General features: G+C 71.8%; 21 protein-coding genes. 15 read left to right on the top strand and 6 right to left on the bottom strand.

The genetic code is table 11. The features are described 5' to 3' along the window. The 10 genes from ACGFMM_RS18030 (at nt 1) to ehuA (ending at nt 7,910) form a co-directional block, all read left to right on the top strand. Entirely contained in the window at nt 1–501 is a 501-nt protein-coding gene (locus ACGFMM_RS18030; protein WP_393647326.1) for a hypothetical protein, read from the top strand. 92 nt (nt 502–593) lie between these two features. Continuing rightward, complete coding sequence (locus tag ACGFMM_RS18025; protein ID WP_393647325.1) at nt 594–1,118, top strand: GNAT family N-acetyltransferase; 525 nt, start codon at nt 594–596, stop codon at nt 1,116–1,118. A 325-nt stretch (nt 1,119–1,443) separates the two neighbouring features. Continuing rightward, nucleotides 1,444–1,986, top strand: coding sequence for a diaminobutyrate acetyltransferase (gene ectA, locus ACGFMM_RS18020; protein ID WP_393647324.1), 543 nt, complete (start codon nt 1,444–1,446; stop codon nt 1,984–1,986). Nucleotides 1,987–2,075: 89 nt separating this feature from the next. Next, nucleotides 2,076–3,353, top strand: a complete 1,278-nt coding sequence (gene ectB / locus ACGFMM_RS18015; RefSeq protein ID WP_393647323.1) for a diaminobutyrate--2-oxoglutarate transaminase — start codon at nt 2,076–2,078, stop codon at nt 3,351–3,353. A 40-nt stretch (nt 3,354–3,393) separates the two neighbouring features. After that, on the top strand, nt 3,394–3,798 hold the full coding sequence (locus ACGFMM_RS18010) for an ectoine synthase (RefSeq protein ID WP_393647322.1): 405 nt from the start codon (nt 3,394–3,396) through the stop codon (nt 3,796–3,798). A gap of 93 nt (nt 3,799–3,891) precedes the next feature. Next, entirely contained in the window at nt 3,892–4,791 is a 900-nt protein-coding gene (gene thpD, locus ACGFMM_RS18005) for an ectoine hydroxylase (RefSeq protein ID WP_393647321.1), read from the top strand. A gap of 80 nt (nt 4,792–4,871) precedes the next feature. Beyond that, nucleotides 4,872–5,786, top strand: coding sequence for an ectoine/hydroxyectoine ABC transporter substrate-binding protein EhuB (ehuB, locus tag ACGFMM_RS18000; protein ID WP_393647320.1), 915 nt, complete (start codon nt 4,872–4,874; stop codon nt 5,784–5,786). 12 nt (nt 5,787–5,798) lie between these two features. Beyond that, on the top strand, nt 5,799–6,476 hold the full coding sequence (gene ehuC / locus ACGFMM_RS17995) for an ectoine/hydroxyectoine ABC transporter permease subunit EhuC (RefSeq protein ID WP_393647319.1): 678 nt from the start codon (nt 5,799–5,801) through the stop codon (nt 6,474–6,476). Further along, nucleotides 6,476–7,111 carry an ectoine/hydroxyectoine ABC transporter permease subunit EhuD gene (ehuD, locus tag ACGFMM_RS17990; protein ID WP_393647318.1) on the top strand — a complete coding sequence of 212 codons (636 nt, stop codon included), beginning with the start codon at nt 6,476–6,478 and terminating at the stop codon, nt 7,109–7,111. Before ehuC ends, ehuD begins: the two co-directional genes overlap by 1 nt. Continuing rightward, nucleotides 7,101–7,910: an ectoine/hydroxyectoine ABC transporter ATP-binding protein EhuA gene (ehuA, locus tag ACGFMM_RS17985; protein WP_393647317.1), complete on the top strand. Its 810-nt coding sequence runs from the start codon at nt 7,101–7,103 to the stop codon at nt 7,908–7,910. Before ehuD ends, ehuA begins: the two co-directional genes overlap by 11 nt. Before the next feature lie 5 nt (nt 7,911–7,915). Here ehuA and ACGFMM_RS17980 read toward each other — a convergent pair whose 3' ends face one another. Continuing rightward, the gene (locus ACGFMM_RS17980) at nt 7,916–8,488 is read right to left on the bottom strand and encodes a HutD family protein (RefSeq protein ID WP_393647316.1); all 573 of its coding nucleotides are present in this window, start codon (nt 8,486–8,488) and stop codon (nt 7,916–7,918) included. A gap of 191 nt (nt 8,489–8,679) precedes the next feature. On the opposite strand from ACGFMM_RS17980, the gene ACGFMM_RS17975 reads away from it, so the two are divergent. Both ACGFMM_RS17975 and ACGFMM_RS17970 read left to right on the top strand, forming a co-directional pair. Then, on the top strand, nt 8,680–8,883 hold the full coding sequence (locus ACGFMM_RS17975; protein WP_006350593.1) for a cold-shock protein: 204 nt from the start codon (nt 8,680–8,682) through the stop codon (nt 8,881–8,883). Between the two features lie 87 nt (nt 8,884–8,970). Next, nucleotides 8,971–10,662 carry a DEAD/DEAH box helicase gene (locus ACGFMM_RS17970; RefSeq protein ID WP_393647315.1) on the top strand — a complete coding sequence of 564 codons (1,692 nt, stop codon included), beginning with the start codon at nt 8,971–8,973 and terminating at the stop codon, nt 10,660–10,662. Between the two features lie 61 nt (nt 10,663–10,723). On the opposite strand, the gene ACGFMM_RS17965 is transcribed toward ACGFMM_RS17970, so the two are convergent. Next, nucleotides 10,724–11,695: a YhjD/YihY/BrkB family envelope integrity protein gene (locus ACGFMM_RS17965; protein WP_393647314.1), complete on the bottom strand. Its 972-nt coding sequence runs from the start codon at nt 11,693–11,695 to the stop codon at nt 10,724–10,726. A gap of 177 nt (nt 11,696–11,872) precedes the next feature. Here ACGFMM_RS17965 and ACGFMM_RS17960 point away from each other — a divergent pair, with 177 nt between their 5' ends. Further along, a complete protein-coding gene (locus ACGFMM_RS17960; RefSeq protein WP_393647313.1) occupies nt 11,873–12,529 on the top strand; it encodes a GAP family protein in 657 nt (218 codons plus the stop codon). A gap of 248 nt (nt 12,530–12,777) precedes the next feature. Continuing rightward, nucleotides 12,778–14,085: a chloride channel protein gene (locus ACGFMM_RS17955; protein WP_393647312.1), complete on the top strand. Its 1,308-nt coding sequence runs from the start codon at nt 12,778–12,780 to the stop codon at nt 14,083–14,085. Nucleotides 14,086–14,133: 48 nt separating this feature from the next. Here ACGFMM_RS17955 and ACGFMM_RS17950 read toward each other — a convergent pair whose 3' ends face one another. From ACGFMM_RS17950 to ACGFMM_RS17940, 3 genes are all read right to left on the bottom strand, one after another. Beyond that, nucleotides 14,134–14,556 carry a hypothetical protein gene (locus ACGFMM_RS17950; protein ID WP_393647311.1) on the bottom strand — a complete coding sequence of 141 codons (423 nt, stop codon included), beginning with the start codon at nt 14,554–14,556 and terminating at the stop codon, nt 14,134–14,136. A 35-nt stretch (nt 14,557–14,591) separates the two neighbouring features. Then, nucleotides 14,592–16,418 (bottom strand): ABC transporter ATP-binding protein, encoded by a 1,827-nt coding sequence (locus ACGFMM_RS17945; RefSeq protein WP_393647310.1) that lies wholly within the window; start codon nt 16,416–16,418, stop codon nt 14,592–14,594. A 67-nt stretch (nt 16,419–16,485) separates the two neighbouring features. Next, a complete protein-coding gene (locus ACGFMM_RS17940; protein WP_393647309.1) occupies nt 16,486–18,285 on the bottom strand; it encodes an ABC transporter ATP-binding protein in 1,800 nt (599 codons plus the stop codon). 132 nt (nt 18,286–18,417) lie between these two features. Between ACGFMM_RS17940 and ACGFMM_RS17935 the strand changes: the two genes are divergently transcribed. Continuing rightward, nucleotides 18,418–19,089: a TetR/AcrR family transcriptional regulator C-terminal domain-containing protein gene (locus ACGFMM_RS17935; protein ID WP_393647308.1), complete on the top strand. Its 672-nt coding sequence runs from the start codon at nt 18,418–18,420 to the stop codon at nt 19,087–19,089. Here ACGFMM_RS17935 and ACGFMM_RS17930 read toward each other — a convergent pair. Beyond that, entirely contained in the window at nt 19,086–20,228 is a 1,143-nt protein-coding gene (locus tag ACGFMM_RS17930) for an ATP-binding protein (RefSeq protein ID WP_393647307.1), read from the bottom strand. The genes ACGFMM_RS17935 and ACGFMM_RS17930 overlap by 4 nt on opposite strands. Nucleotide 20,229 lies beyond the last annotated feature (1 nt).

Genomic DNA, 20,229 nt, shown 5'->3' with positions numbered 1-20,229 from the left:
ATGCGCACTCCTGTCTTCGAACTGCACATCCGGCCCATGTTCCGCGCGACCGATCGCGAGCACATGAGGTGGGCCCTGGATCTCTGGGACTACGACGACGTCGTCGCCCAGGCCGACGACATCCTCGACCGCCTGGAACAGGACATGCCGCCGGTGTCCGGCGGCGGGCTGTGGCCCGAGGAGTGGATCGCGGTCTTCAGGCGCTGGAAGGACGGGGCGCGCAAGCGCCTCGAACTCGGCACGGCCTCCTACGTCCTCACCCGGACGGCCACCCGCGTCGATCTCACCGCGACGGGCACGTTCCCGGCGGCGGGCTACGAAGGCTGGCTGCAGCTCGAGAGCGAGACCGACACGTCGAAGACGTACGTCCTCCATCTCGAGGCGCCCGACACCCCCGAGGCGGGTACGCCGCCGGCGTTCTCCGTCGTCGAGAGCTACCGGGCCACCGACACCCGCCGGGTCTTCGTCCACGACAGCACGGGCGTCCAGGAGATCGTCTGACACACCGGGCGGCATCCTGTCGGCGCCCGCTCCTCCGCGCGGCCCGGGTCTGGCACGATCGCCCTGTTCCCGGCCGAGGAGAGGTGCGAGCGATGGGCGACCGCACAGCGGAGCAGCAGCTGCGGGTGCGTGACGCGGTGGCGGAGGACTGGCCGCTGATCTGGCCCTTCTGGCACGAGATCGTCGCCGCCGGCGACACGTACGCCTGGGACCCCGACGCCGACGAGGACGCCGCCCGGGCCCTGTGGATGGCGCCGGGCGCCCGGGTCTTCGTCGTCGAGGACCCGGGCGCGCCCGCGCCGGCGGACCGCGTCGTCGCCTCGGCGTACGTACGGCCCAACTACGGCGGTCCGGCGCGGACGGTGGCCAACGCCGGCTTCATGGTGTCCCCGGCGCACGCCGGCCGCGGCATCGGCCGGCTCCTGGCAGGGCACGTCCTGGACGAGGCGCGCCGGGACGGCTACACGGCGATGGTCTTCAACGCCGTGGTGGAGACCAACCCCGCCCTGCGTCTGTGGCAGTCGCTCGGCTTCACGATCCTGGGCACCGTCCCCCGGGCGTTCGCCCACCCTCTTCACGGACCGGTGGGTCTGCACATCCTCCACCGTTTCCTCTGAACGCACCGAGCGTCGAATTCCGTCAAGAATTCCGTGGTTTCCGGGCCCAGCAGGGGATCCCTTTCCGAACTCGGCGACGCCAAACGCCCCCGCGAACGACGATGCAATAACTTTCCTAACGCAAACTTGACAACTGCTAAAGGTGTTACATCGTCGTTATACAGCGACGATTCGCCCCGGTCTGTGTGCTTGAGGGCCCCCGAAAAAGAGACATGATCCCTTCTCCGTCGCGCCGCCGACACTGGGGGCATAGCACAGACACCTTGCCGTTCGTAACCCCGAAGGCCCAGGAAGTTCGCAGTCCGGCTGGGTAGCTTCGCCCTCCATGACCACTGCTCACACGACTCGCATTCAGGTTGAGACGCCGACGCTGCCCCAGGGGTGGACGATCGGCCGGCCGGAGTTGGCGGACGGGGCGCGGCTCTGGCGATTGGCACGTGATTCCGAGGTGCTGGACGTCAATTCCTCGTACAGCTATCTGCTGTGGTGCCGCGATTTCGCCGACACGTCCGCCGTCGTCCGGACCGCGGACGGCGAGGCGGTGGGTTTCGTGACCGGATATCTGCGGCCCGACGCCCCGGGGACGCTGCTGGTGTGGCAGGTCGCCGTCGACGCCGCGTACCGCGGGCTCGGGCTCGCCGGCGCGCTGCTCGACGCGCTCGCCCGCCGCGCGGCCGGCGCGCACGGGATCGACGCCGTCGAGACGACCATCACGCCCGGCAACACCGCCTCCGAGCGCCTCTTCGGCGCCTTCGCGCGGCGGCACGGCGCACAGGTGGCCCGGACGGTCCTCTTCCCGGCCGCGGCCTTCCCCGGCGACGCGCACGAGCCCGAAGTGCTGCACCGCATCGCGCCGTTGACCTTCTGAGACCTACTGCGACTTCCAAGAGCTTCCGACCGCCCGCCGCGGTCCCGGCGTCCCACCCCGACGCCGTCCCTCACGTACTGGAGACCAGCATGACGCTCATCGCCGAGAAGCCCACGACCGTGTTCGAGACCGTCGAGTCGGAGGTGCGCAGTTACTGCCGCGCCTGGCCGACCGTCTTCGAACGAGCCACCGGAAGCCGCCTGTTCGACGAGCACGGCCGTCCCTTCCTCGACTTCTTCGCGGGCGCCGGTTCGCTGAACTACGGCCACAACAACCCCGCCCTCAAGCGACCGCTCCTGGACTACCTGGGCGCCGACGGCATCACCCACGGGCTCGACATGTCGACGACCGCGAAACGACGGTTCCTGGAGACGTTCCGCTCGACGGTCCTCGAACCCCGCGGTCTGCCCTACAAGGTGATGTTCCCGGGCCCGACGGGGACCAACGCCGTCGAGGCGGCGCTCAAGCTCGCCCGCAAGGTCACCGGACGCAAGACGGTGGTCTCGTTCACCAACGCCTTCCACGGCATGTCGCTGGGCTCGCTCGCCCTCACCGGCAACGCCGGCAAGCGCGCCGGCGCCGGCGTACCGCTGACCCACACCACCCAGATGCCGTTCGACGGGTATCTCGGCGGCCAGGTCCCGGACTTCCTGTGGTTCGAGCGCCTCCTGGAGGACTCCGGTTCCGGCCTCGACCACCCGGCCGCCGTGATCGTCGAGACGGTGCAGGGCGAGGGCGGCGTGAACGTGGCCCGCACCGAGTGGCTGCGCGCCCTGGCCGACCTGTGCCGCCGCCGCGACATGCTGCTGATCGTCGACGACATCCAGATGGGCTGCGGCCGCACCGGCGACTTCTTCTCCTTCGAGGAGGCCGGCATCACCCCGGACATCGTCACCCTCTCCAAGTCCATCAGCGGTTACGGACTGCCCATGTCCCTCTGCCTGTTCCGCGACGAGCTCGACCTGTGGGAGCCCGGCGAGCACAACGGCACCTTCCGCGGCAACAACCCCGCGTTCGTCACGGCGACCGCCGCCCTCGACACGTACTGGCGCGACGGCGCCCTGAAGAACCGCACCCTGCAGCGGGCCGAGCACGTCGAGCGGGCCCTGCTCGACCTCACCGCCGGGAACGAACGCCTTGACATCACCCCCCGCGGCCGCGGCCTGGTCTGGGGACTGGAGTTCACGCAGGAGGGACGGGCCGAGGCCGTGTGCCGCCGCGCCTTCGAGCTCGGGCTCCTGGTCGAGACCTCCGGCCCGCGCAGCGAGGTGGTCAAGCTCCTGCCGCCGCTGACCGTCACCGACGACGAGCTCGACGAGGGCCTCGGGATCCTCGCCCGCGCCGTCCGCCACACCGCCGGCGCCTGAACGCGCCGCGCCCGTACCCCCGAACACAAGGAAGTCCCCCATGATCGTCCGCTCCTTCGACGAGCTGGAGAACACCGAACGCCACGTCAAGGCCGCCTCCGGCACCTGGGAGAGCAAGCGCATCGTGCTCGCCCGGGAGCGCGTCGGCTTCTCCCTCCACGAGACCGTCCTCTACGCCGGCACCGAGACCACCATGTGGTACGCGCACCACGTCGAGGCCGTCGTGTGCACCGCCGGCAAGGCCGAACTCACCGACCACGAGACCGGCGAGACCCACACGATCACGCCCGGAACGATGTACCTCCTCGACGGCCACGAGCGGCACACGCTCAAGGTCAAGGAGGACTTCCGCTGCCTGTGCGTCTTCAACCCGCCGGTCACCGGGCGCGAGGACCACGACGAGAACGGCGTGTACCCCCTGCTCACCGAACCGGACCCCGTCTGACGCCCCGCGACGGACTCCCCCCGCGCACCCGCCGCACAGCCCCCGCGCACACCCCCACCCCCTCCCCCGCGTACGAGAAAGGCACGCACCGCGATGACCAGCGCCCCCGCCCGCCCCGTCGACCCGTACCCCACCCGAGGCGCCGACGAGGCCCTCGTCGACCGCAGGGAACCTGTCGTCTGGTCCGACCCCGGCACCCCCGGACCCTTCTGGCCCCGCGAGCTGGAGAACTACGACCGCAACGGCTTCTTCGCCGTCGACGCCCTCATCGGCCCCGACGAGGTCGCCGAACTGCGCACCGAACTGGACCGGCTGGTCACCGATCCGCGGATCCGGCAGGACGAGCGGGCGATCGTCGAGCCGCGGTCCCAGGAGATCCGCTCGGTCTTCGAGGTGCACAAGATCAGCGAGGTCTTCGCCCGGCTCGCCGCGGACCCGCGCCTCGTGGACCGCGCCCGGCAGATCCTCGGCTCGGACGTGTACATCCACCAGTCCCGGATCAACGTGAAGCCCGGCTTCGGCGCCAGCGGCTTCTACTGGCACTCCGACTTCGAGACCTGGCACGCCGAGGACGGACTGCCGCTGATGCGGACGGTGTCGGTGTCCATCGCGCTGACCCCGAACTTCACCACCAACGGCAGCCTCATGATCATGCCGGGCTCGCACCGCACCTTCCTCGGCTGCGCCGGCGAGACGCCCACGGACAACTACAAGAAGTCGCTGCGGATGCAGGACGCCGGCACGCCGTCGCAGAAGGCGCTCACCACCTTCGCCGAGGCGTGCGGGATCGAGCACTTCACCGGGGACGCCGGCTCCGCCGTCTGGTTCGACTGCAACGCCATGCACGGATCCGGCGACAACATCACCCCCTTCCCGCGCAGCAACGTCTTCCTCGTCTTCAACAGCGTGGAGAACGCGCCGGAACTGCCCTTCGCCGCGCCCGTCCGGCGCCCGCCGTTCGTCGCCGCCCGGGAAGCCACGCCGATCAGCTGACCGGCCGGCGCGGCGCCCGATCCCCTTCTCCCACTCTGCTCGCCCTGCTCGCCCTGCTCGCCCTGCCGAAAGGAACGGACATGACCGTGCCCCTCTCCCGCAGACGCCTCCTGACCAGCGCGGCCGCGCTCGGCGGACTGCTCACCGTCTCCGGCTCCCTCACCGCGTGCAGCCGTACGGAGGTGGGCACCGGGGCACCGCCCGGCGACGCGGACCTGCTCGCCGAGCTGCGCAAGGAGGGCCACGTCCGGGTGGGCTTCGCGGGCGAGGCGCCGTACGGCTTCCAGGACGGGAGCGCGGCGCTCGCCGGCGAGGCTCCGACACTGCACCGGGAGATCTTCACCGCCCTCGGCATCCGCGAACTCCGGCCCACGCTCACCGAGTTCGGGGCGCTCATACCCGGACTGCTCGCCGGACGCTTCGACGTGGTCAGCGCGGGCATGGCGATCACGCCGGAGCGCTGCGCCAAGGTGATCTTCTCCGAACCGGAGTTCGTCTCCCCGACCGCGCTCATGGTCCGCAAGGGCAACCCGAAGGGGCTGGCCGATCTGCGGTCGTGCGCGGCGAAAGGCGTCCGCGTCGGGGTCCTGACCGCGGCCGTGGAAGCCTCGTACGCCAAGGAGGCGGGCGTACCGGACGGTTCCGTGGTGGCGCTGGCCAAGCAGCAGGACGGGCTCGACGCCCTCGTGGCCGGCCGGATCGACGCCTTCGCGCTCACCGGAATCTCGCTGCGCTGGCTGGCCCGCACCAACCAGGGCGCCGCGGTCGAGGTCCTCGACCCGTTCGTGCCGGTGGTCAAGGGCGTGAAGCAGTACAGCCCGGGCGGCGCGGTCTTCCGGCCGGGGGCGACGGCGCTGCGCGACGCGTTCGACACGGAGCTCGCGAAGATCACGGGCGATCCGGCGCGGTACGTGCGGCTGATCGGGAAGTACGGCTTCACCAAGGGCGAGGTGCCGCCGCGCACCCTGCGCACGGCCGACCTGTGCAAGGCGTGACGGGCGTGCGGCATGGCTGACTTCCTCGCCGAGACGGGCCGGGCGCTGCCGGCGATCGGCGAGGGGCTGCTGGTCACGCTGGAGGCCACGGGTCTCGGCGCGGCCCTCGCGCTCCTCGTCGCCTTCGCCCTCGGACTCGCCGCGCGGTCCGGCCGGGCCGTGCTGCGCGGCGCGTCCCGCGTCACCGTCGAGTTCCTGCGCGGCACCTCGCTGTACGTGCAGCTCTTCTGGCTGTTCTTCGCCCTGCCGATGCTGGGCTTCCGGCTGGAACCGCTGGCCTGCGGGGTGCTCGCCTTCGGCCTCAACTACGGGGCGTACGGCGCGGAGGTCGTCCGGGGGTCGATCGCGGCGGTGCCCGCCGCCCAGAGCGAGGCCGCGCTCGCCCTCGGGATGGGACCGGGACTGCGTCTGCGGCGGGTCGTGCTGCCGCAGGCGTACGTCCTGATGATCCCGCCGTTCAAGAACCTGCTCATCCAGCTGCTGAAGGCGACGCCGCTGCTGTCCCTGGTCACCGTCGCCGATCTGACGTTCCGGATCGACCAGCTGCGGTCGGCCACCGGCGGCACGGCCGCCGCCTACCTGCTGCTCCTGTTGCTCTACTTCGCCATCGCCGTGCTGCTGAGCACCGGGATGAACGCGCTGGAGCGCACGGCGAAAGCCCGGCTCGGCCAGGAAGAGGGTGGTGCGTGATGTGGGACATGGACGCGGCACGCGCGGCGCTTCCGGCCGTGCTGTCGGGCTTCGGCGTCACGCTGCTCGCCACCGTGCTCGGCTTCGCCGTCGCGGTGTGCGCGGGGCTCGTCATCGCGCTGCTCCAGCGGTCCGCACCGCGGTGGGTCGCGCTGCCGGTACGGGCCCTTGCCTCGTTCGTCCGCTCGACTCCGGTGATGGTGCAGCTGTTCGCCGTCTGGGTCCTGGTGCCCGGGCTCGACGCGCTGACGATCGGCGTGCTGGTCCTCGGCCTGCACTACGCCACGTACCTGTCGGAGGTGTACCGGGCCGGGATCGACGCCGTGCCGAAGGGACAGTGGGACGCCTGCACGGCGCTGTCCCTGCCGCGCCGGCGGGTGTGGCGCGCGGTGGTCCTGCCGCAGGCGGTGCGCAGCGTGCTGCCGTCGCTCGGCAACTACGCGATCTCCATGTTCAAGGAGACGCCGTTCCTGTCGGTCATCACGGTGAACGAGATGGTGCACGAGGCGAGCACGTTCGGCAGCACCCACTTCGCCTATCTGGAGAGCTTCACCCTGGCCGCGGCCGTCTTCCTGCTCGCGAGCTGGCCGACGTCCCTGCTCGTACGCCGACTGGAGGCACGCCTTGCCCACTGACATCCGCCCCGGGAAGGAACCCTCCGCCGGCCCGGACAAGGTCCGCTTCGCGGGGGTGACGAAGCGCTTCGGCGAGCACACCGTGCTCGACGGCCTCGACCTCACGGTCGCCCCGGGCGAGCGCGTGACCCTGATCGGCCCGAGCGGTTCGGGGAAGACCACGATCCTGCGTCTGCTGATGACGCTGGAGCAGGTCACGGACGGCGTCATCCACGTGGACGGAGAGCCCTTCTCGCACATGCCGGCCGGCTCCGGCGGGAAGCTCGTCCCGGCGAACGAGCGCTACCTCGCGCCGCGCCGCAGGCACATCGGGATGGTGTTCCAGCAGTTCAACCTCTTCCCCCACATGAGCGTCCTGGCGAACGTGATGGAGGCGCCGGTGCACGTCCTCGGCCTGGACAAGGACCAGGCCGCCGTACGCGCCCGGGAACTGCTCGGCCTCGTCGGCCTCGCCGACAAGGCCGACGCCCACCCCACGCGCCTCTCCGGCGGCCAGCAGCAGCGGGTCGCCATCGCCCGGGCGCTGGCGATGCGGCCCGGCATCCTCCTCCTGGACGAGGTGACCTCGGCGCTCGACCCCGAGCTGGTGGCGGAGGTCCTGGACGTCCTGCGGGACGTGGCAAGCAGCACCGACCTCACGATGCTCTGCGTCACCCACGAGATGGGCTTCGCCCGGGACGTCTCCGACCGCGTCCTGATGTTCGACGGGGGCCGGGTCCTCGAGTCGGGCCCGCCGGAGCAGCTCCTCGACTCCCCGGAGCACGAGCGGACCCGGTCCTTCCTCGGCTCGATCGGGTGAGCGCGTCAGCCGTGTGCGGACGTGATGGTGACGACGGCTGTCACGCCGTCGACACGGAGCGTGCCCGCCTCGCCGTCGGAGAAGAGGACGGCGTCGTGCCGGTCGAGCGTGACGCCGCTCTCACCCACGGTCGCCGTGCCCGCCAGCGCGATCACGAGGGTCGAGGTCCCGCTCCGCGGGACGACGGAGAAGCCCTCGCGCATCACGCGGACGTGCGCCGTCGCGCCCGCGCGGCGCGTCATGACGTTGAAGGCGACGACAGGGCCGGCCGGCAGCCTGCAGTTCGTGACGGCGTCGCCGGAGAAGGGGAAGGGCTCGTACGGGGCGTCGAGGGTGTGCCGGATTCCGTCGACGGTCAGCTCCATCCCCGCTCCGTCGACCACCGTGAGGATCCGGTCCGCTCCGGGGAAGGCGGAGAAGGGGCCGCCGGCCGCGACGTCGGCCAGGCTCACCCGCCAGGCGAACTCCTCCGGATCGCCGCCGGCGGTGCCGACGGCGACCTCCCGGGTCACCCCGCCGCCGTTCCGCCAGCGGGTCGCGGGCCGGTCGTGTGCCCTGAGCAGGCGTCCTGCGGTCATGTCTCGGCTCCTCGTCCGGTCGCGCGCCGGCCATCGTACGACGCGTCCCGGACGAGCTGTGCTATGGTTCAAGAGTTGCAGTTGCGGTACCCATGAACCTATGTGCGCCTGACGGGAATGATTGTCCTCAGGCGCATATTTTGTTTTCCGGCATCTCCGGATGGGGCCTCTGCCTACAGAAGGAGAAGAACATGGCACAGGGAACCGTGAAGTGGTTCAACGCCGAAAAGGGTTTCGGCTTCATCGAGCAGGACGGCGGCGGCCCCGACGTCTTCGCCCACTACTCGAACATCGCCACGCAGGGCTTCCGTGAGCTCCGCGAGGGCCAGCGGGTCAGCTTCGACGTGACGCAGGGCCAGAAGGGCCCGCAGGCGGAGAACATCGTTCCCGCCTGATCGCCACGCGCGTATCCGCTTGCCGGGGTCCGCACCGTCAGGGTGCGGACCCCGGTTTGTGCTGTTTCCAGGAAGGCAGACATCCGCATGGCCCGTAGGCCCCAGAAGTCGAACCGGCGCAGCTCGTCGCCGTCACAGGCGCCGTCGTCGCCGAAGGAGTTCCGGCTGCCGGAAAACACGACGCCCGCACTTCCCGCCGTCGACGACTTCGCCGGTATGGACTTGCCTCCAGCTCTGCTGAAGACCCTCGCCGCCCAGGGCGTCGCCGCCCCGTTCCCCATCCAGGCCGCCACGCTGCCCAACTCGCTGGCCGGGCGCGACCTGTTGGGCCGTGGACGTACCGGTTCCGGCAAGACGCTCGCCTTCGGCCTTGCGCTGCTGGCCCGTACCGCCGGGCTGCGGGCCGAGCCGAAGGCTCCTCTCGCTCTGGTGCTGGTGCCCACGCGGGAGCTCGCCCAGCAGGTGACGGACGCGCTGACGCCGTACGCCACGGCCGTGAACCTCCGGCTGACCACCGTGGTCGGCGGGCTGTCCATCACCAAGCAGGCCGCCGCGCTCCGGCGCGGCGCCGAGGTGCTCGTGGCGACTCCGGGCCGGCTCAACGATCTTGTGGAGCGCGGGGACTGTCTGCTCGACGACGTCCGCACGACGGTGCTGGACGAAGCCGACCAGATGACCGACATGGGCTTCCTGCCGCAGGTCACCAAGCTGATCCAGCAGGTGCGGCCGGACGGTCAGCGGATGCTCTTCTCGGCGACCCTGGACGCCAACATCGACCGTCTGGTGCAGCGGTTCCTGACGGACCCGGTCGTCCACTCCGTGGACCCGTCCGCGGGAGCGGTGACCACCATGGAGCACTACGTGCTCCACGTCCTGGACGAGACCGACAAGAAGGCCGTCACCACGCGCATCGCGGCGCGTGACGGCCGGGTCATCCTCTTCCTCGACACGAAGCGGTCCGCCGACCGGCTCGCCAAGCGGCTCCTTGCCGTCGGCGTCCGCGCCGCCGCGCTGCACGGCGGGCGCAGCCAGCCGCAGCGGAACCGCACCCTGGACCAGTTCAAGAGCGGCCAGGTCACGGCGCTGGTGGCGACGAACGTGGCGGCCCGGGGCATCCACATCGACGACCTCGACCTCGTCGTGAACATCGATCCCCCCACGGACCACAAGGACTACGTGCACCGGGGCGGCCGGACGGCCCGCGCCGGCGGCGAGGGCAGCGTGGTCACGCTGGTCCTGCCCGAGCAGAAGCGGGACGTCACCCGGCTCATGTCCCACGCGGGCATCCGCCCGAGGACGGCCAAGGTCAAGTCCACCGACGCGGAACTGACCACCATCACCGGCGCCCGCGAGCCTTCCGGCGTTCCCGTCACGATCGAGGTCCCCCAGCCGGCGGCGCCGGCGGCTCCCCGCCGCGACCGGAAGCCCGGCACACGGTCCGGTCGCCGCGGCAGGAACGGCAGCGCGGCGGCGACGACGGATACGGCCACCGGCACGACGGACCGGAGCTCGAACCGCCGGACCGCCGCCGGCTCCGCAGCGTCCGGGCGCACCTCCGCGACCAATGGCCGCGGCTCCGCCCGCCGTACCGCGGGCGGCCAGGCCACGGGCACCGCTGCCGGCTCGAAGGGCCGCAACCCCGAGCGCAGGACCGGCGACGGGACCCCCGCCCGTGCCACCACGGACAAGTCCGTCCGCGGCTCCGCCCGGCGCACGGCGGCCGGCGGCACCGCCGACCGCGCCTCCACCCGAGGCGACCGCCGCAGGTCCGCGCGGTAGCACCAGTGCCCCACGCGCGCTGCCCCGGGCTGCGGGGCAGCGCGGCGAGGGGCCGCCGGCACTAGGGGGTGTCCCCGCGGGCGGGTGCGTCGTTCGGCGGTCCGGGGGTGCCCAGATGGCGGGCCGCCCAGGGTTCGCGGGCGATGACGGCGCCGGCGGTGACGCCCAGGGCGACGACCACGCAGAGCGCGATCAGCCAGGACAGCAGGGTGAAGACCGCGCCCAGCGAGCCGTACTTGTCCAGGCTGTGGTTGAGGACCTGGGGCACATACAGCGGCGCGGTGGACGTCAGGATTCCCAGAGCCGCTCCGGTCAGCACCGCGCCCGGCAGCAGCGGCAGCCACGGCACCCGCCCCGTCAGCAGCAGATGCTGCGTCCACCACCACATGCCGAACTCCGCCAGCAAAAGCAGCGGCACGCCCAGCCACAGGCCGGCTCCGAAGCCGCTACGCAGGCTCCCCTGCAGGGCGAACATGACCAGCCATGCCGCGAGCCAGGCGATCCAGCGCCAGGCGGCCACCCGCGCGCTCGCGCCGCCCAGGCTCCAGGCGCGCTCGCACAGCCGTTGCATGGCACGGCTGCACGCGGTGGCCGAGATGAGCACCATCAGCCCGCTGATGACGCCGGTGGTCTGACGTAGTTCGTCGGAGGGGTCGCCCGCGTTCTGGAGGGCCTTGTTCAGTTCCGTTTCCGCGTCCCCGGAGAGACCGAGCACGGCGTGCAGGGACTCGACATAGTGGTCACGCAACCCCTCCGGGGCGAATGACGCGACCACGAACAGCAGCGGGACCGCCGTCAGGAACGTCTGGGCGGCCAGCCGCGTCGCCGAGTCGAGCACGTTCACCGAGATCAGATGCGACGTGAGATGCGTGATCAACGGGACCCTGGCCTCGGCCCGGGCCCGCAGCCGCGTCACCCGGGAGCTCAGCGCGCCGCCGCGCCGCCGGCGGCGCTCCCGCCGCCGTTCCCTTCGTCGGTCCCGGCGTGCTCTGCGGTCGGCGCGACGCCCTCCGGCCCCTGTCGCTGGCTGCATGCTGCCAGCGTGCCGCCCCCGCGACCGCCCGGCTCGCGGCGGGCTGCGACGGCGGGCCGAACGTGTGAACCGTGCCCGAGTACGACAGATTTGTGGTGTTCCGGCGGGGCGGTGAAGATGGGGCCATGAGCCAGGGCGGCCGGGCAGCCGAGCCCGCAGGACGGTGCGGGGGCTGCGATGGTGCTTGACCTGGTGGTCATCGGCTTGTGCATCGCGGTGTTCCCGCTGTCGCTGACCGCGTTCGTTCTGGTGGTGTCGGCTCCAAGCGGGACATGGAAGGGGTTCGCCTTCATCATCGCCTGGCTCGCCTGCTTCGTGGCTGTGCTGGTCGCCGTTCTCGTCGCCACCGGCGGCAAACCTCCGGCCCCCAAATCCCCGCCGTCAACCGCCTCGTCCGCAGTCAAGCTCGCCATCGGCGTAGGGCTGCTCGCGTACGGCTCGTACCGGCACAGGCTCCGAAAGCGTCCCGGCCACGTCCAGAAGTCCTCCGGCGGGATGACGGCACGGCTCGACCGCGTCTCCGTATGGACCGCGGCAGGACTGGCTCCGCTGCTCCAGCCGTGGGGACTCGTGGCGGCCGGTGCGGCGACGGTGGTGGGGGCCGACCTGTCCCACACCTCCGCCTACGTGGCCCTGGTCGCGTACTGCGTCCTCGCCACGAGCACTCTGCTGGCGATGCAGCTGTACATGACGTTCGCGCCCGACTCGGCCCGCGTGCGCCTCGGGAATCTGCGGACCTGGCTCGAGACGCACCAGGAGCAGGCCCTCGTGGCCGTGGCACTGGTGGCGGGACTGTTCCTGGTGGGCAGAAGCGCGTACCAGCTGGCGTCCTGAGCCCTCCGTGGCGAACCGACACGACTGGAGAACGCGCGCATGACGGTGCCGCCACATGGTAGGTACGTCCACATATGACCTGACATCGTCACCCGGCGTCCCGGTGGCAACGTCACCCGGCGTCCCGCCGATCCAGCCGTCGAGCGCGACATCGAGCCCAGGAGGACCCCATCGCCGGAACCACTTCGGAGAGCCGCTCCGGGGCCGCGCCGGGAAGTCAGCCCCAGGAAGCCGACCTGCTGCGCACCATGCTGCGCCGGCCGGAGTACCTCAAGGCGCTGGTGTTCTGCGGGCTGATCGGCATTCCGGTGGCGCTCATCGCGTTCTGGTTCCTCGTCGCGCTCCGTCAGCTGGAACAGCTGCTCTGGACGGACTGGCCCAGAGATCTCGGCTGGACGCAGGCTCCCTGGTGGTGGGGGCTCGCGCTGATGCCGGTCGCCGGACTCGTGGTGGGTCTGGTGGTCGCGCGCCTGCCCGGGCGGGGCGGGCACCTTCCGGCAGCGGGGCTGCACGCGGGCGGCGTCACGAAGGCAGCGCTCCCCGGTGTCGTGATCGCCGCGTTGGTCGGTCTGCCGCTCGGCACCGTGCTGGGACCCGAGGCGCCGCTGATCGCCCTGGGCGGCGGGCTGGCGCTGTTCTTCGCGAGCCTGACCCGGGCGCCGCAGACCGAAGCGGGCAGGGCGACGCTCGGTGCGGCGGGTTCCGCGGCGGCCATCTCCGCGCTCTTCGGGAACCCCCTGGTGGGCGCGGTGCTGCTGATGGAGGTGGCCGGGGTCGGTGGGCCGCAGCTGTTCGCGCTGATGCTGCCGACCTTGCTGGCCAGCGGTGTCGGAGATCTGATCTTCACCGGGTTCGTCCACTGGACCGGTCTGGAGACGGGGAGTCTGGACATCGGACTGCCCGAGCCGCCGCCGCTCGACTGGGCGGACGCGCTGTGGGCACCGATCCTGGCGCCGGCCATCGCGCTCCTCGTCCACGGGATCTTCGTGGGCGGCCGGTTCTCCGCCCGCTTCGTCGCGACCCGGACGGTACGGAACACCACGCTGTGCGCACTGGGCGCCGGCGTCTGCATCACTCTCTACGCCGTCACCACCGGTCGTTCGCCGGCCGAGGCGGCCTTGTCGGGCGAGGCCACGCTGTCCGAGCTGGCGCAGGACCCGCACGCCTGGCCGGTGGGCGCCCTCGTCGCGGTGCTGGCGTTCAAGGGCCTCGCGTACGCGCTGTGCCTGGGCAGCATGCGCGGTGGTCCCGTCTTCCCCGCCCTGTTCCTCGGCGGGGCGGCCGGTGTCCTGCTTGCACCGCTGCCCGGTCTGGGGCTGGTGCCGGCGATGGCGGTCGGGATGGCGGCTTCGGTGACCGCGGCCCTGCGGCTGCCCGTCAGCAGCGTGGTTCTGGTCGTGCTTCTGCTGGGCAACGTGGAGACGGTCGCGCTGGTGGTGCTGGCGGCGGTCGGGTCCTTCGTCGTCACCCAGCTTCTGCCGCAGGGGCCGCGCATCCCCGCGTTCGCGGAGCAACCGCCGGGCCGCGGGCGTCGGCCCCGGGCCCGGCGGCCATGATGTCCGTTCAGCGCCGGATCTGTCGGTGTCCGTTCGGCACCGGATCTGTCATTGGATCTCCCGGTACCGCGGTGCGGCGCACAGCGCCCAGATGACGATGACGTCGATCGCGATCAGCAGCAGAGCCCAGAACGGGTAGTACGGGAGCCACATGAAGTTCGCGATCATGCCGAGGCCTGCCAGCGCGACACCGACCATGCGCGCCCACAGAGCTCCCTTGAACAGAGCGAAACCCGCGAGCACCATGACAATGCCCAGGATCAGGTGGACCCAGCCCCAGCCGGTCAGGCTGAACTGGTAGACGTAGTTGCGCGTGCTGACGAACACGTCGTCCTTGGCGATGGCGGCGATCCCCTGGAAGAGGGTCATGAAGCCGACGAAGATCATCAGCACCGCGGCGAACACGACCCATCCGCCTGCGGACGTGCTGTCGTGTGCGGCGCTGTCGGCACCTCTGACGTTGCTGGCCATACGTTTCTCCTTCGGCGGAGCCGAAGCCTTGTTCTTCAGCGGTCCGAGTGCATGGAGTCGTGGATCGGAGCCTCGCATCCATTGCAGCATTCACCGAAATGCTTCGCATGTTCACGGGAAGGGACGCCGCGCCCGACGGTCGTGATCGCGCCCGCGTCGGCGGGCGCCAGGGTGAGGTTCCAGAAGTCGGCGTAACGGCCGCCGCGCCGCAGCAGGTCGTCGTGGCCGCCCTCCTCGACGATCCGGCCGGCGTCGAGGAAGACGATGCGGTCGGCGTGCCGGACCGTGCGCAGCCGGTGGGCCACCATCACCACGGTCCGTCCCGCCGTCAGGCGCTCGATGCCGGCGTGGACGGCGGCCTCGTTGACGGGGTCCAGGGCGGAGGTGATCTCGTCCAGGAGCACGATCGGCGCGTCCTTCAGCAGCGCCCGGGCGATCGAGACACGCTGGCGCTCGCCGCCCGACAGGCGGGCGCCGCCCTCGCCGACGGCGGTGTCCCAGCCCTGAGGCAGCCGCTCGATCACCTCGTCCAGTCGCGCCGCGCTCGCGGCCGCCCGTATCTCTGCGCCGGTGGCGTCGGGGCGGCCCAGGCGCACGTTGTCCTCGATCGTGCCGTCGAAGAGATGGACGTCCTGGAAGACGATGGCGAACCGGGCCATCAGGGTCTCGGTCCGGATCGCGCGCACGTCCGCGCCGCCGACGCGCACCGTGCCCGCGTCCACGTCGTGGAACCGGGCGAGCAGTCTGAGCAGTGTGCTCTTGCCCGCGCCCGACGGGCCCACGACGGCCAGCCGCTGCCCTGCGGGGACGGTCATCGAGAGGTCGTCGAGCACCGTGCGTCCGCCGTGCCGGAAGGTGACGGACGCGAACTCCAGTCCGCGGCCCGTGGGTTCGACCGGGTCGGCGGCCTGAGGCAGCGGCTCGGTACGCAGCACCGCGTCGAGCCTGGCCAGTTCGCCGCGCGCGCTGCGCAGTTTGCCGCCGAGGTCGGCCAGTGACAGCAGCGGATCCGCGCAGCGGGCGGCCAGCACCAGGATCGTCAGCAGTTCCGCGGCCTCGACGCGCCCGCCGAGCGCGAGGTACGCCCCCAGGATCAGCAGCGCGGTGAACACCGCCTGCACCGTCAGCGTCAGGCCCAGCGCGGCGGGCAGCGTGGCGAGCGTGGATCGGCGGGAGGCTCGCTGGACGTCGTGCAGGGCGTCGTCGAGGAGCCGGAAGCGTTCGGCGGTCCGGCCGCCGGCCCGCAGCACCGGCTGGGCCCGGAGGTACTCGACGACCCTTCCGGTCGCCTCGCGGTCGCGGGCGGCGCGCTGCGCGTCGGCAGCCACCGCCGAGCGTCCGGTCAGGACCTGGATCGCCGCCACGACGGGGACGGCGGCCAGCGCGGCGAGGCCCAACTGCCAGTCGAGGGCGAGGATCACGGCGACGATCGTCAGCGGCGTCACCGCGGCGGAGACGAACGGCGCCAGCAGGTGCGCGATCACACTCATCGCCTGCAGCACGCCCTGACCGGCCAGGACGGACACCTCTCCGACGCGGGCCGCGCCGTACCAGCTGAGCGGCAGCCGGGCCAGGTGGTCGCCGAGCCGGTGGTACACGCCGCGCAGCAGGGCGGTGCCGACGCGGAACCCCGACAGGTCGCTGAGGTAACGCAGTACGGCGTAGACCGCCACCGTGGCCCCGAACGCGAGCAGCCAGGGCCGGGCCTGGCCCGGCGCACCCCCGAGCAGGGCCCGCAGCACGGGGGTCAGCAGGGCGTAGGACAGGCCCTCGACGATCGCCGTGGTGGTCATCAGGGCGAGGGTGCGGACCATCGGTCGGGCGTGCTGGTGGCCCAGTACGCGCAGCAACATGCGGATCATCGGGAAGCGTCTCCTCGCCGGTGGGGTCGCGGACGTGTGTCCGCCGGGTCGACCGGGCCGTGCACCGTCACCACCGCTCCCCCGCTCCTGCCGGGTCGGCGGCGTGCCGGGAGCGCCACAGCGCGGCGAACTTCCCGTCCGCTGCGAGCAGGTCGGCCGGACGGCCCCGCTCGACGATCAGCCCGTCCTCCAGGACCGCGACGGTGTCGGCGCCGATGACCGTCTCCAGGCGATGCGCGATGACGAGGACGGTCCGGTCCTCCCGCAGCGTGTCCAGGGCGCGGCGGATGGCCTGCTCGGTGTGCGGGTCGGCGAAGGAGGTCGCCTCGTCGAGTACGAGCACGGGGGTGTCGGCCAGCAACGCGCGGGCGAGCGCGATCCGTTGGGCCTCGCCGCCCGACAGCCGGGCGTCCTCGCCGAGCACCGTCTCGTACCCCCGCGGCAGTTCGAGGATGCGGTCGTGGACGTTCGCCAGACGCGCGGCGCGGACCACCTCGTCCGGCCGGGCGTCCGGCGCCGCCAGCGCGATGTTGTCGGTGACCGAGGCGCGCAGCAGGTGGACGTCCTGGAAGACGAAGGAGACCTGCCGGTACAGCTCCCGGCTGCCCAGCTCGCGCAGGTCGACGCCGCCCAGGCGGACCGAGCCGCTCGTCGGGTCGGCGAACCGCGGCAGCAGCCGCACCAGCGTGGACTTGCCGCTCCCGGACGGTCCGACGAGCGCGGTGACCGTCCCCGGCTCCAGTACGAGGTCGATGCCGCCGAGGACGTCGCGGCCGGGTTCGTAGGCGAAGCGGACCTCGCGCAGCTCCACGCGCCGGCCGTGCGGCGCGACGGGGTGCGCCGGCTCCGGCAGCGGCGCCACCGCGAGCACGTCGCGGATCCGGCCGACGGCGCGACGAGCGGTCTGCAGCTCGTCGAAACCGTGCCCGAGCGCCGCCACCGGGGCGGTCAGTCCGAGGCCGAGGAGCAGGAACGGCAGCAGGTCGGCCGGCGGCATGCCGCCGCCGCTGATCAGTGCGGCGCCGCCGATCAGGACGGACAGCAGCACGAACGGGGGCGAGAGGACCAGCTGCATGCCCGCGGCGATCAGCGAGATCCCGTGCACCCAGCGGCGGAAGACGGCGACGAAGTCGTCGGCGGCGTCGCGGAATTCGCGGTGGGCTCGCTCGCCCCCGCCGAAGGCCTTGACCACGGCGATGCCCTGGACGAACTCCACGACGGAGCTCGCGATCCGCGCCATCGCGGTGTCGAAGTCGGCCTGTTCGCGCAGGCGGGCCGGCGTCATCATCAGCGGGACCAGCGCCACGGCCGCGAGCACCGGAATCAGGGTGATCAGCGTCAGCCGCCAGTCGACGGTGAACAGGTAGACCAGCGACGCCAGCGGCACGACGAAGGCGGAGGCCAGCTCGCCGGGGGTGTGGGCGATGAACGGATGCACGGCGCCGACGTCGTCGCCCACCAGCCTGGCCAGCTCGCCGCTGCGGCGGCGGGAGAGCCAGTCGAGCGGCACCCGCCCCAGGCGCGCGGCCAGTTGCCGGCGTAACGCCAACTGGACCCGTCCGTCCAGCAGATGCCCGATCCCCGCCGCGGCGGCCGTGAGCAGCAGCTTGACGAACAGGCCGGCCGCGCCCGCGACGACGGCGAGCCGGACGCGGTCGTGGTCGACCGGGCCGGGTTCGAGCAGGAGCCGGCCCAGCTCGACGACCGCGAGCAGGGGCGCAAGGCCCGCCAGCGCTCCGACGACCTGCAGAACGATCACGACGGCGAGGTGCCGCGCGTACGGCCGCAGCAGCATCGCCGCGCCGCCCTCTTCGGGTGGCTGCGTGAACCGGGTTCCCGCCGTGCCGAGTTCGGTGGTGGTGGTCATCGCCCTCTCGTCCTCGTCAGCCCCTGGGAGGCAGCCGGATTCTTACAACGTAAGACTGATGCGGGACGGTATACTTACACCGTAAGAATCGTCAATCGGACGGCGGCGCGTCCGCCACGGGAAGAAGGCGCCATGGCGGCCAACAGGGCACGCGGGCAACGCGCGGGGCTCACTCGGCAGGCCGTCCTGGAGGCGGCCCTGCGCCTCGTCGACGAGGAGGGACTGAAGGCCCTGTCGATGCGGCGGCTCGGCGCCGAGCTTGGCGTGGAGGCGATGACCCTCTACCACCACGTACCGAACAAGATCGCCCTGCTGGACGGGGTGATCGAGCAGGTCGTGGCCGAGGCCGTACCCCCCGAGTTCGGTGCCGCGACCTGGCGGGAGGACCTCGGCGCGTACGCCCACGCGCTGGCCGCCGCGCTCGACGCGCACCCGCACGCCGCGCCGTTGCTGCTGTCCCGGCCCGCCCTGACGCCCCGCAATCTGCGGACGCTGGAGGCCGTGGTGGGGATGCTGCACGAGGTCGGCTTCCCGCTGCCCAGAGCCCTGGACGTGCTCTACTCGCTGACCAGCTTCGTCGTCGGCCACGCCGCCGCCCAGGCGGGCCGCGTCGACGGGGCCGGCAGCATGGCCTCCCTGGACCCGGACGCGTACCCCCTCCTGGTCGCCGCCGCCCGGGAGGCGGGCGAGGACACGGGCCGGGCCCGCTTCACCTTCGCCCTCGACGCCCTGCTGACCGGCTTCGAACGGGAACTGGCTGACGCCCAGGGCCTGTCCGGCGGATCAGGGCCGGACGGCCCCTAGCCTCGGGGCGGGGCCGGGCGGTCCGCGGTTCGTTTCGACGGCGGGGGGAACGCGATCTCGACGACGAGGCCACCCTCCGGATGTGAGTACGCGTTCAGCTCCGCGGAGTGCGCGGTCACGATGGCGCGGACGATCGACAGGCCGAGCCCGTGATGGGCGTCGTCGGAGACCCGGTGCAGCCGCTGGAACGGCTCGAAGAGGCGCTGCACGTCGTCGGGCGGGACGACGGACCCGGTGTTGGCGATGACCAGCAGCGCCCGACCGGTGTCGAGCCGCGTACTGATGTCGATCACGCCGCCTGGGACGTTGTAGTGGATCGCGTTGTCGCAGAGGTTCGAGACCAGCCGCGCGATCAGCGTCGGATCGCCGAGGAGCCAGGCGGGCCGGACGGCGGCCTCGACCCGGAGCTGGTGACGGTCGACCTCCGAAGTCCGATCCCGGATGGCCTGCCGGACGATTCCGGCGAGGTCCACCTCCTCGACCCGCTGACGACCGTGCTCGCTGCCCGCGAGCGTGAGCAGCGACTCCAGCAACAGCCCGCGCTGCCGGTTGGCGGCGAGCAGACGCTCGAAGTTCGCCCGAAAGGCGTCGACGGTCGCGTCGGGGTCGATCAGCGGTTCCTCGATCAGCGCGTGTTCGACGGTCAACGGTGTACGCAGCTCGTGGGCGGCGTTGGCGACGAAGCGTTTGTGGCCGTCGAGCGCGGATTCCAGCCGGGCGAGCACGCCGTCGATGGTGTCCGCGAGGTCCTTGAACTCGTCGCGGGGACCCGCAACGGCCAGGCGCTCGTGGACGTTGGATCCGGAGATCTGGCGCAGACTGACGGTCATCACCTGCACGGGGCGCAACATGCGTCCGGCGAACATCCAGCCCAGGGTCAGCGAGACCGGTGCCATGATCGCGAGGGCGATCCCCGACACCAGCACCATGTCGGCTTTGAAGTCGAGGAACGGGGCGGGGGTTCCGATGACGTCCCCACCTGGTTGCGCAGCCTCGGCGCCCGTCGGCATGGGGGCGTCGGTCGGTAGGAGGTCCCGCGCCAGCACGAAGACGACGGCGAGCAGGATCATGCCGGAGAGCACCGACATCACGCCGTAGAGCAAGGTGAAACGCAGCCGGAGCCGGTGGACCGGGGGCATC

Origin of the sequence: Streptomyces sp. NPDC048604 (assembly GCF_043199435.1) — a bacterium.
Classification (GTDB): Bacteria; Actinomycetota; Actinomycetes; order Streptomycetales; family Streptomycetaceae; genus Streptomyces.
This window is presented reverse-complemented; position numbering and strand designations above follow the sequence as displayed.

Bases quoted from the DNA above. Each gene is read 5' to 3' on its own strand.
- ACGFMM_RS18030 (WP_393647326.1), top strand. From the start codon at position 1: ATGCGCACTCCTGTCTTCGAACTGCACATCCGGCCCATGTTCCGCGCG.
- ACGFMM_RS18025 (WP_393647325.1), top strand. From the start codon at position 594: ATGGGCGACCGCACAGCGGAGCAGCAGCTGCGGGTGCGTGACGCGGTG.
- ectA (WP_393647324.1), top strand. From the start codon at position 1,444: ATGACCACTGCTCACACGACTCGCATTCAGGTTGAGACGCCGACGCTG.
- ectB (WP_393647323.1), top strand. From the start codon at position 2,076: ATGACGCTCATCGCCGAGAAGCCCACGACCGTGTTCGAGACCGTCGAG.
- ACGFMM_RS18010 (WP_393647322.1), top strand. From the start codon at position 3,394: ATGATCGTCCGCTCCTTCGACGAGCTGGAGAACACCGAACGCCACGTC.
- thpD (WP_393647321.1), top strand. From the start codon at position 3,892: ATGACCAGCGCCCCCGCCCGCCCCGTCGACCCGTACCCCACCCGAGGC.
- ehuB (WP_393647320.1), top strand. From the start codon at position 4,872: ATGACCGTGCCCCTCTCCCGCAGACGCCTCCTGACCAGCGCGGCCGCG.
- ehuC (WP_393647319.1), top strand. From the start codon at position 5,799: ATGGCTGACTTCCTCGCCGAGACGGGCCGGGCGCTGCCGGCGATCGGC.
- ehuD (WP_393647318.1), top strand. From the start codon at position 6,476: ATGTGGGACATGGACGCGGCACGCGCGGCGCTTCCGGCCGTGCTGTCG.
- ACGFMM_RS17980 (WP_393647316.1), bottom strand. From the start codon at position 8,488: ATGACCGCAGGACGCCTGCTCAGGGCACACGACCGGCCCGCGACCCGC.
- ACGFMM_RS17975 (WP_006350593.1), top strand. From the start codon at position 8,680: ATGGCACAGGGAACCGTGAAGTGGTTCAACGCCGAAAAGGGTTTCGGC.
- ACGFMM_RS17970 (WP_393647315.1), top strand. From the start codon at position 8,971: ATGGCCCGTAGGCCCCAGAAGTCGAACCGGCGCAGCTCGTCGCCGTCA.
- ACGFMM_RS17965 (WP_393647314.1), bottom strand. From the start codon at position 11,695: ATGCAGCCAGCGACAGGGGCCGGAGGGCGTCGCGCCGACCGCAGAGCA.
- ACGFMM_RS17960 (WP_393647313.1), top strand. From the start codon at position 11,873: ATGGTGCTTGACCTGGTGGTCATCGGCTTGTGCATCGCGGTGTTCCCG.
- ACGFMM_RS17955 (WP_393647312.1), top strand. From the start codon at position 12,778: ATGCTGCGCCGGCCGGAGTACCTCAAGGCGCTGGTGTTCTGCGGGCTG.
- ACGFMM_RS17950 (WP_393647311.1), bottom strand. From the start codon at position 14,556: ATGGCCAGCAACGTCAGAGGTGCCGACAGCGCCGCACACGACAGCACG.
- ACGFMM_RS17945 (WP_393647310.1), bottom strand. From the start codon at position 16,418: ATGATCCGCATGTTGCTGCGCGTACTGGGCCACCAGCACGCCCGACCG.
- ACGFMM_RS17940 (WP_393647309.1), bottom strand. From the start codon at position 18,285: ATGACCACCACCACCGAACTCGGCACGGCGGGAACCCGGTTCACGCAG.
- ACGFMM_RS17935 (WP_393647308.1), top strand. From the start codon at position 18,418: ATGGCGGCCAACAGGGCACGCGGGCAACGCGCGGGGCTCACTCGGCAG.
- ACGFMM_RS17930 (WP_393647307.1), bottom strand. From the start codon at position 20,228: ATGCCCCCGGTCCACCGGCTCCGGCTGCGTTTCACCTTGCTCTACGGC.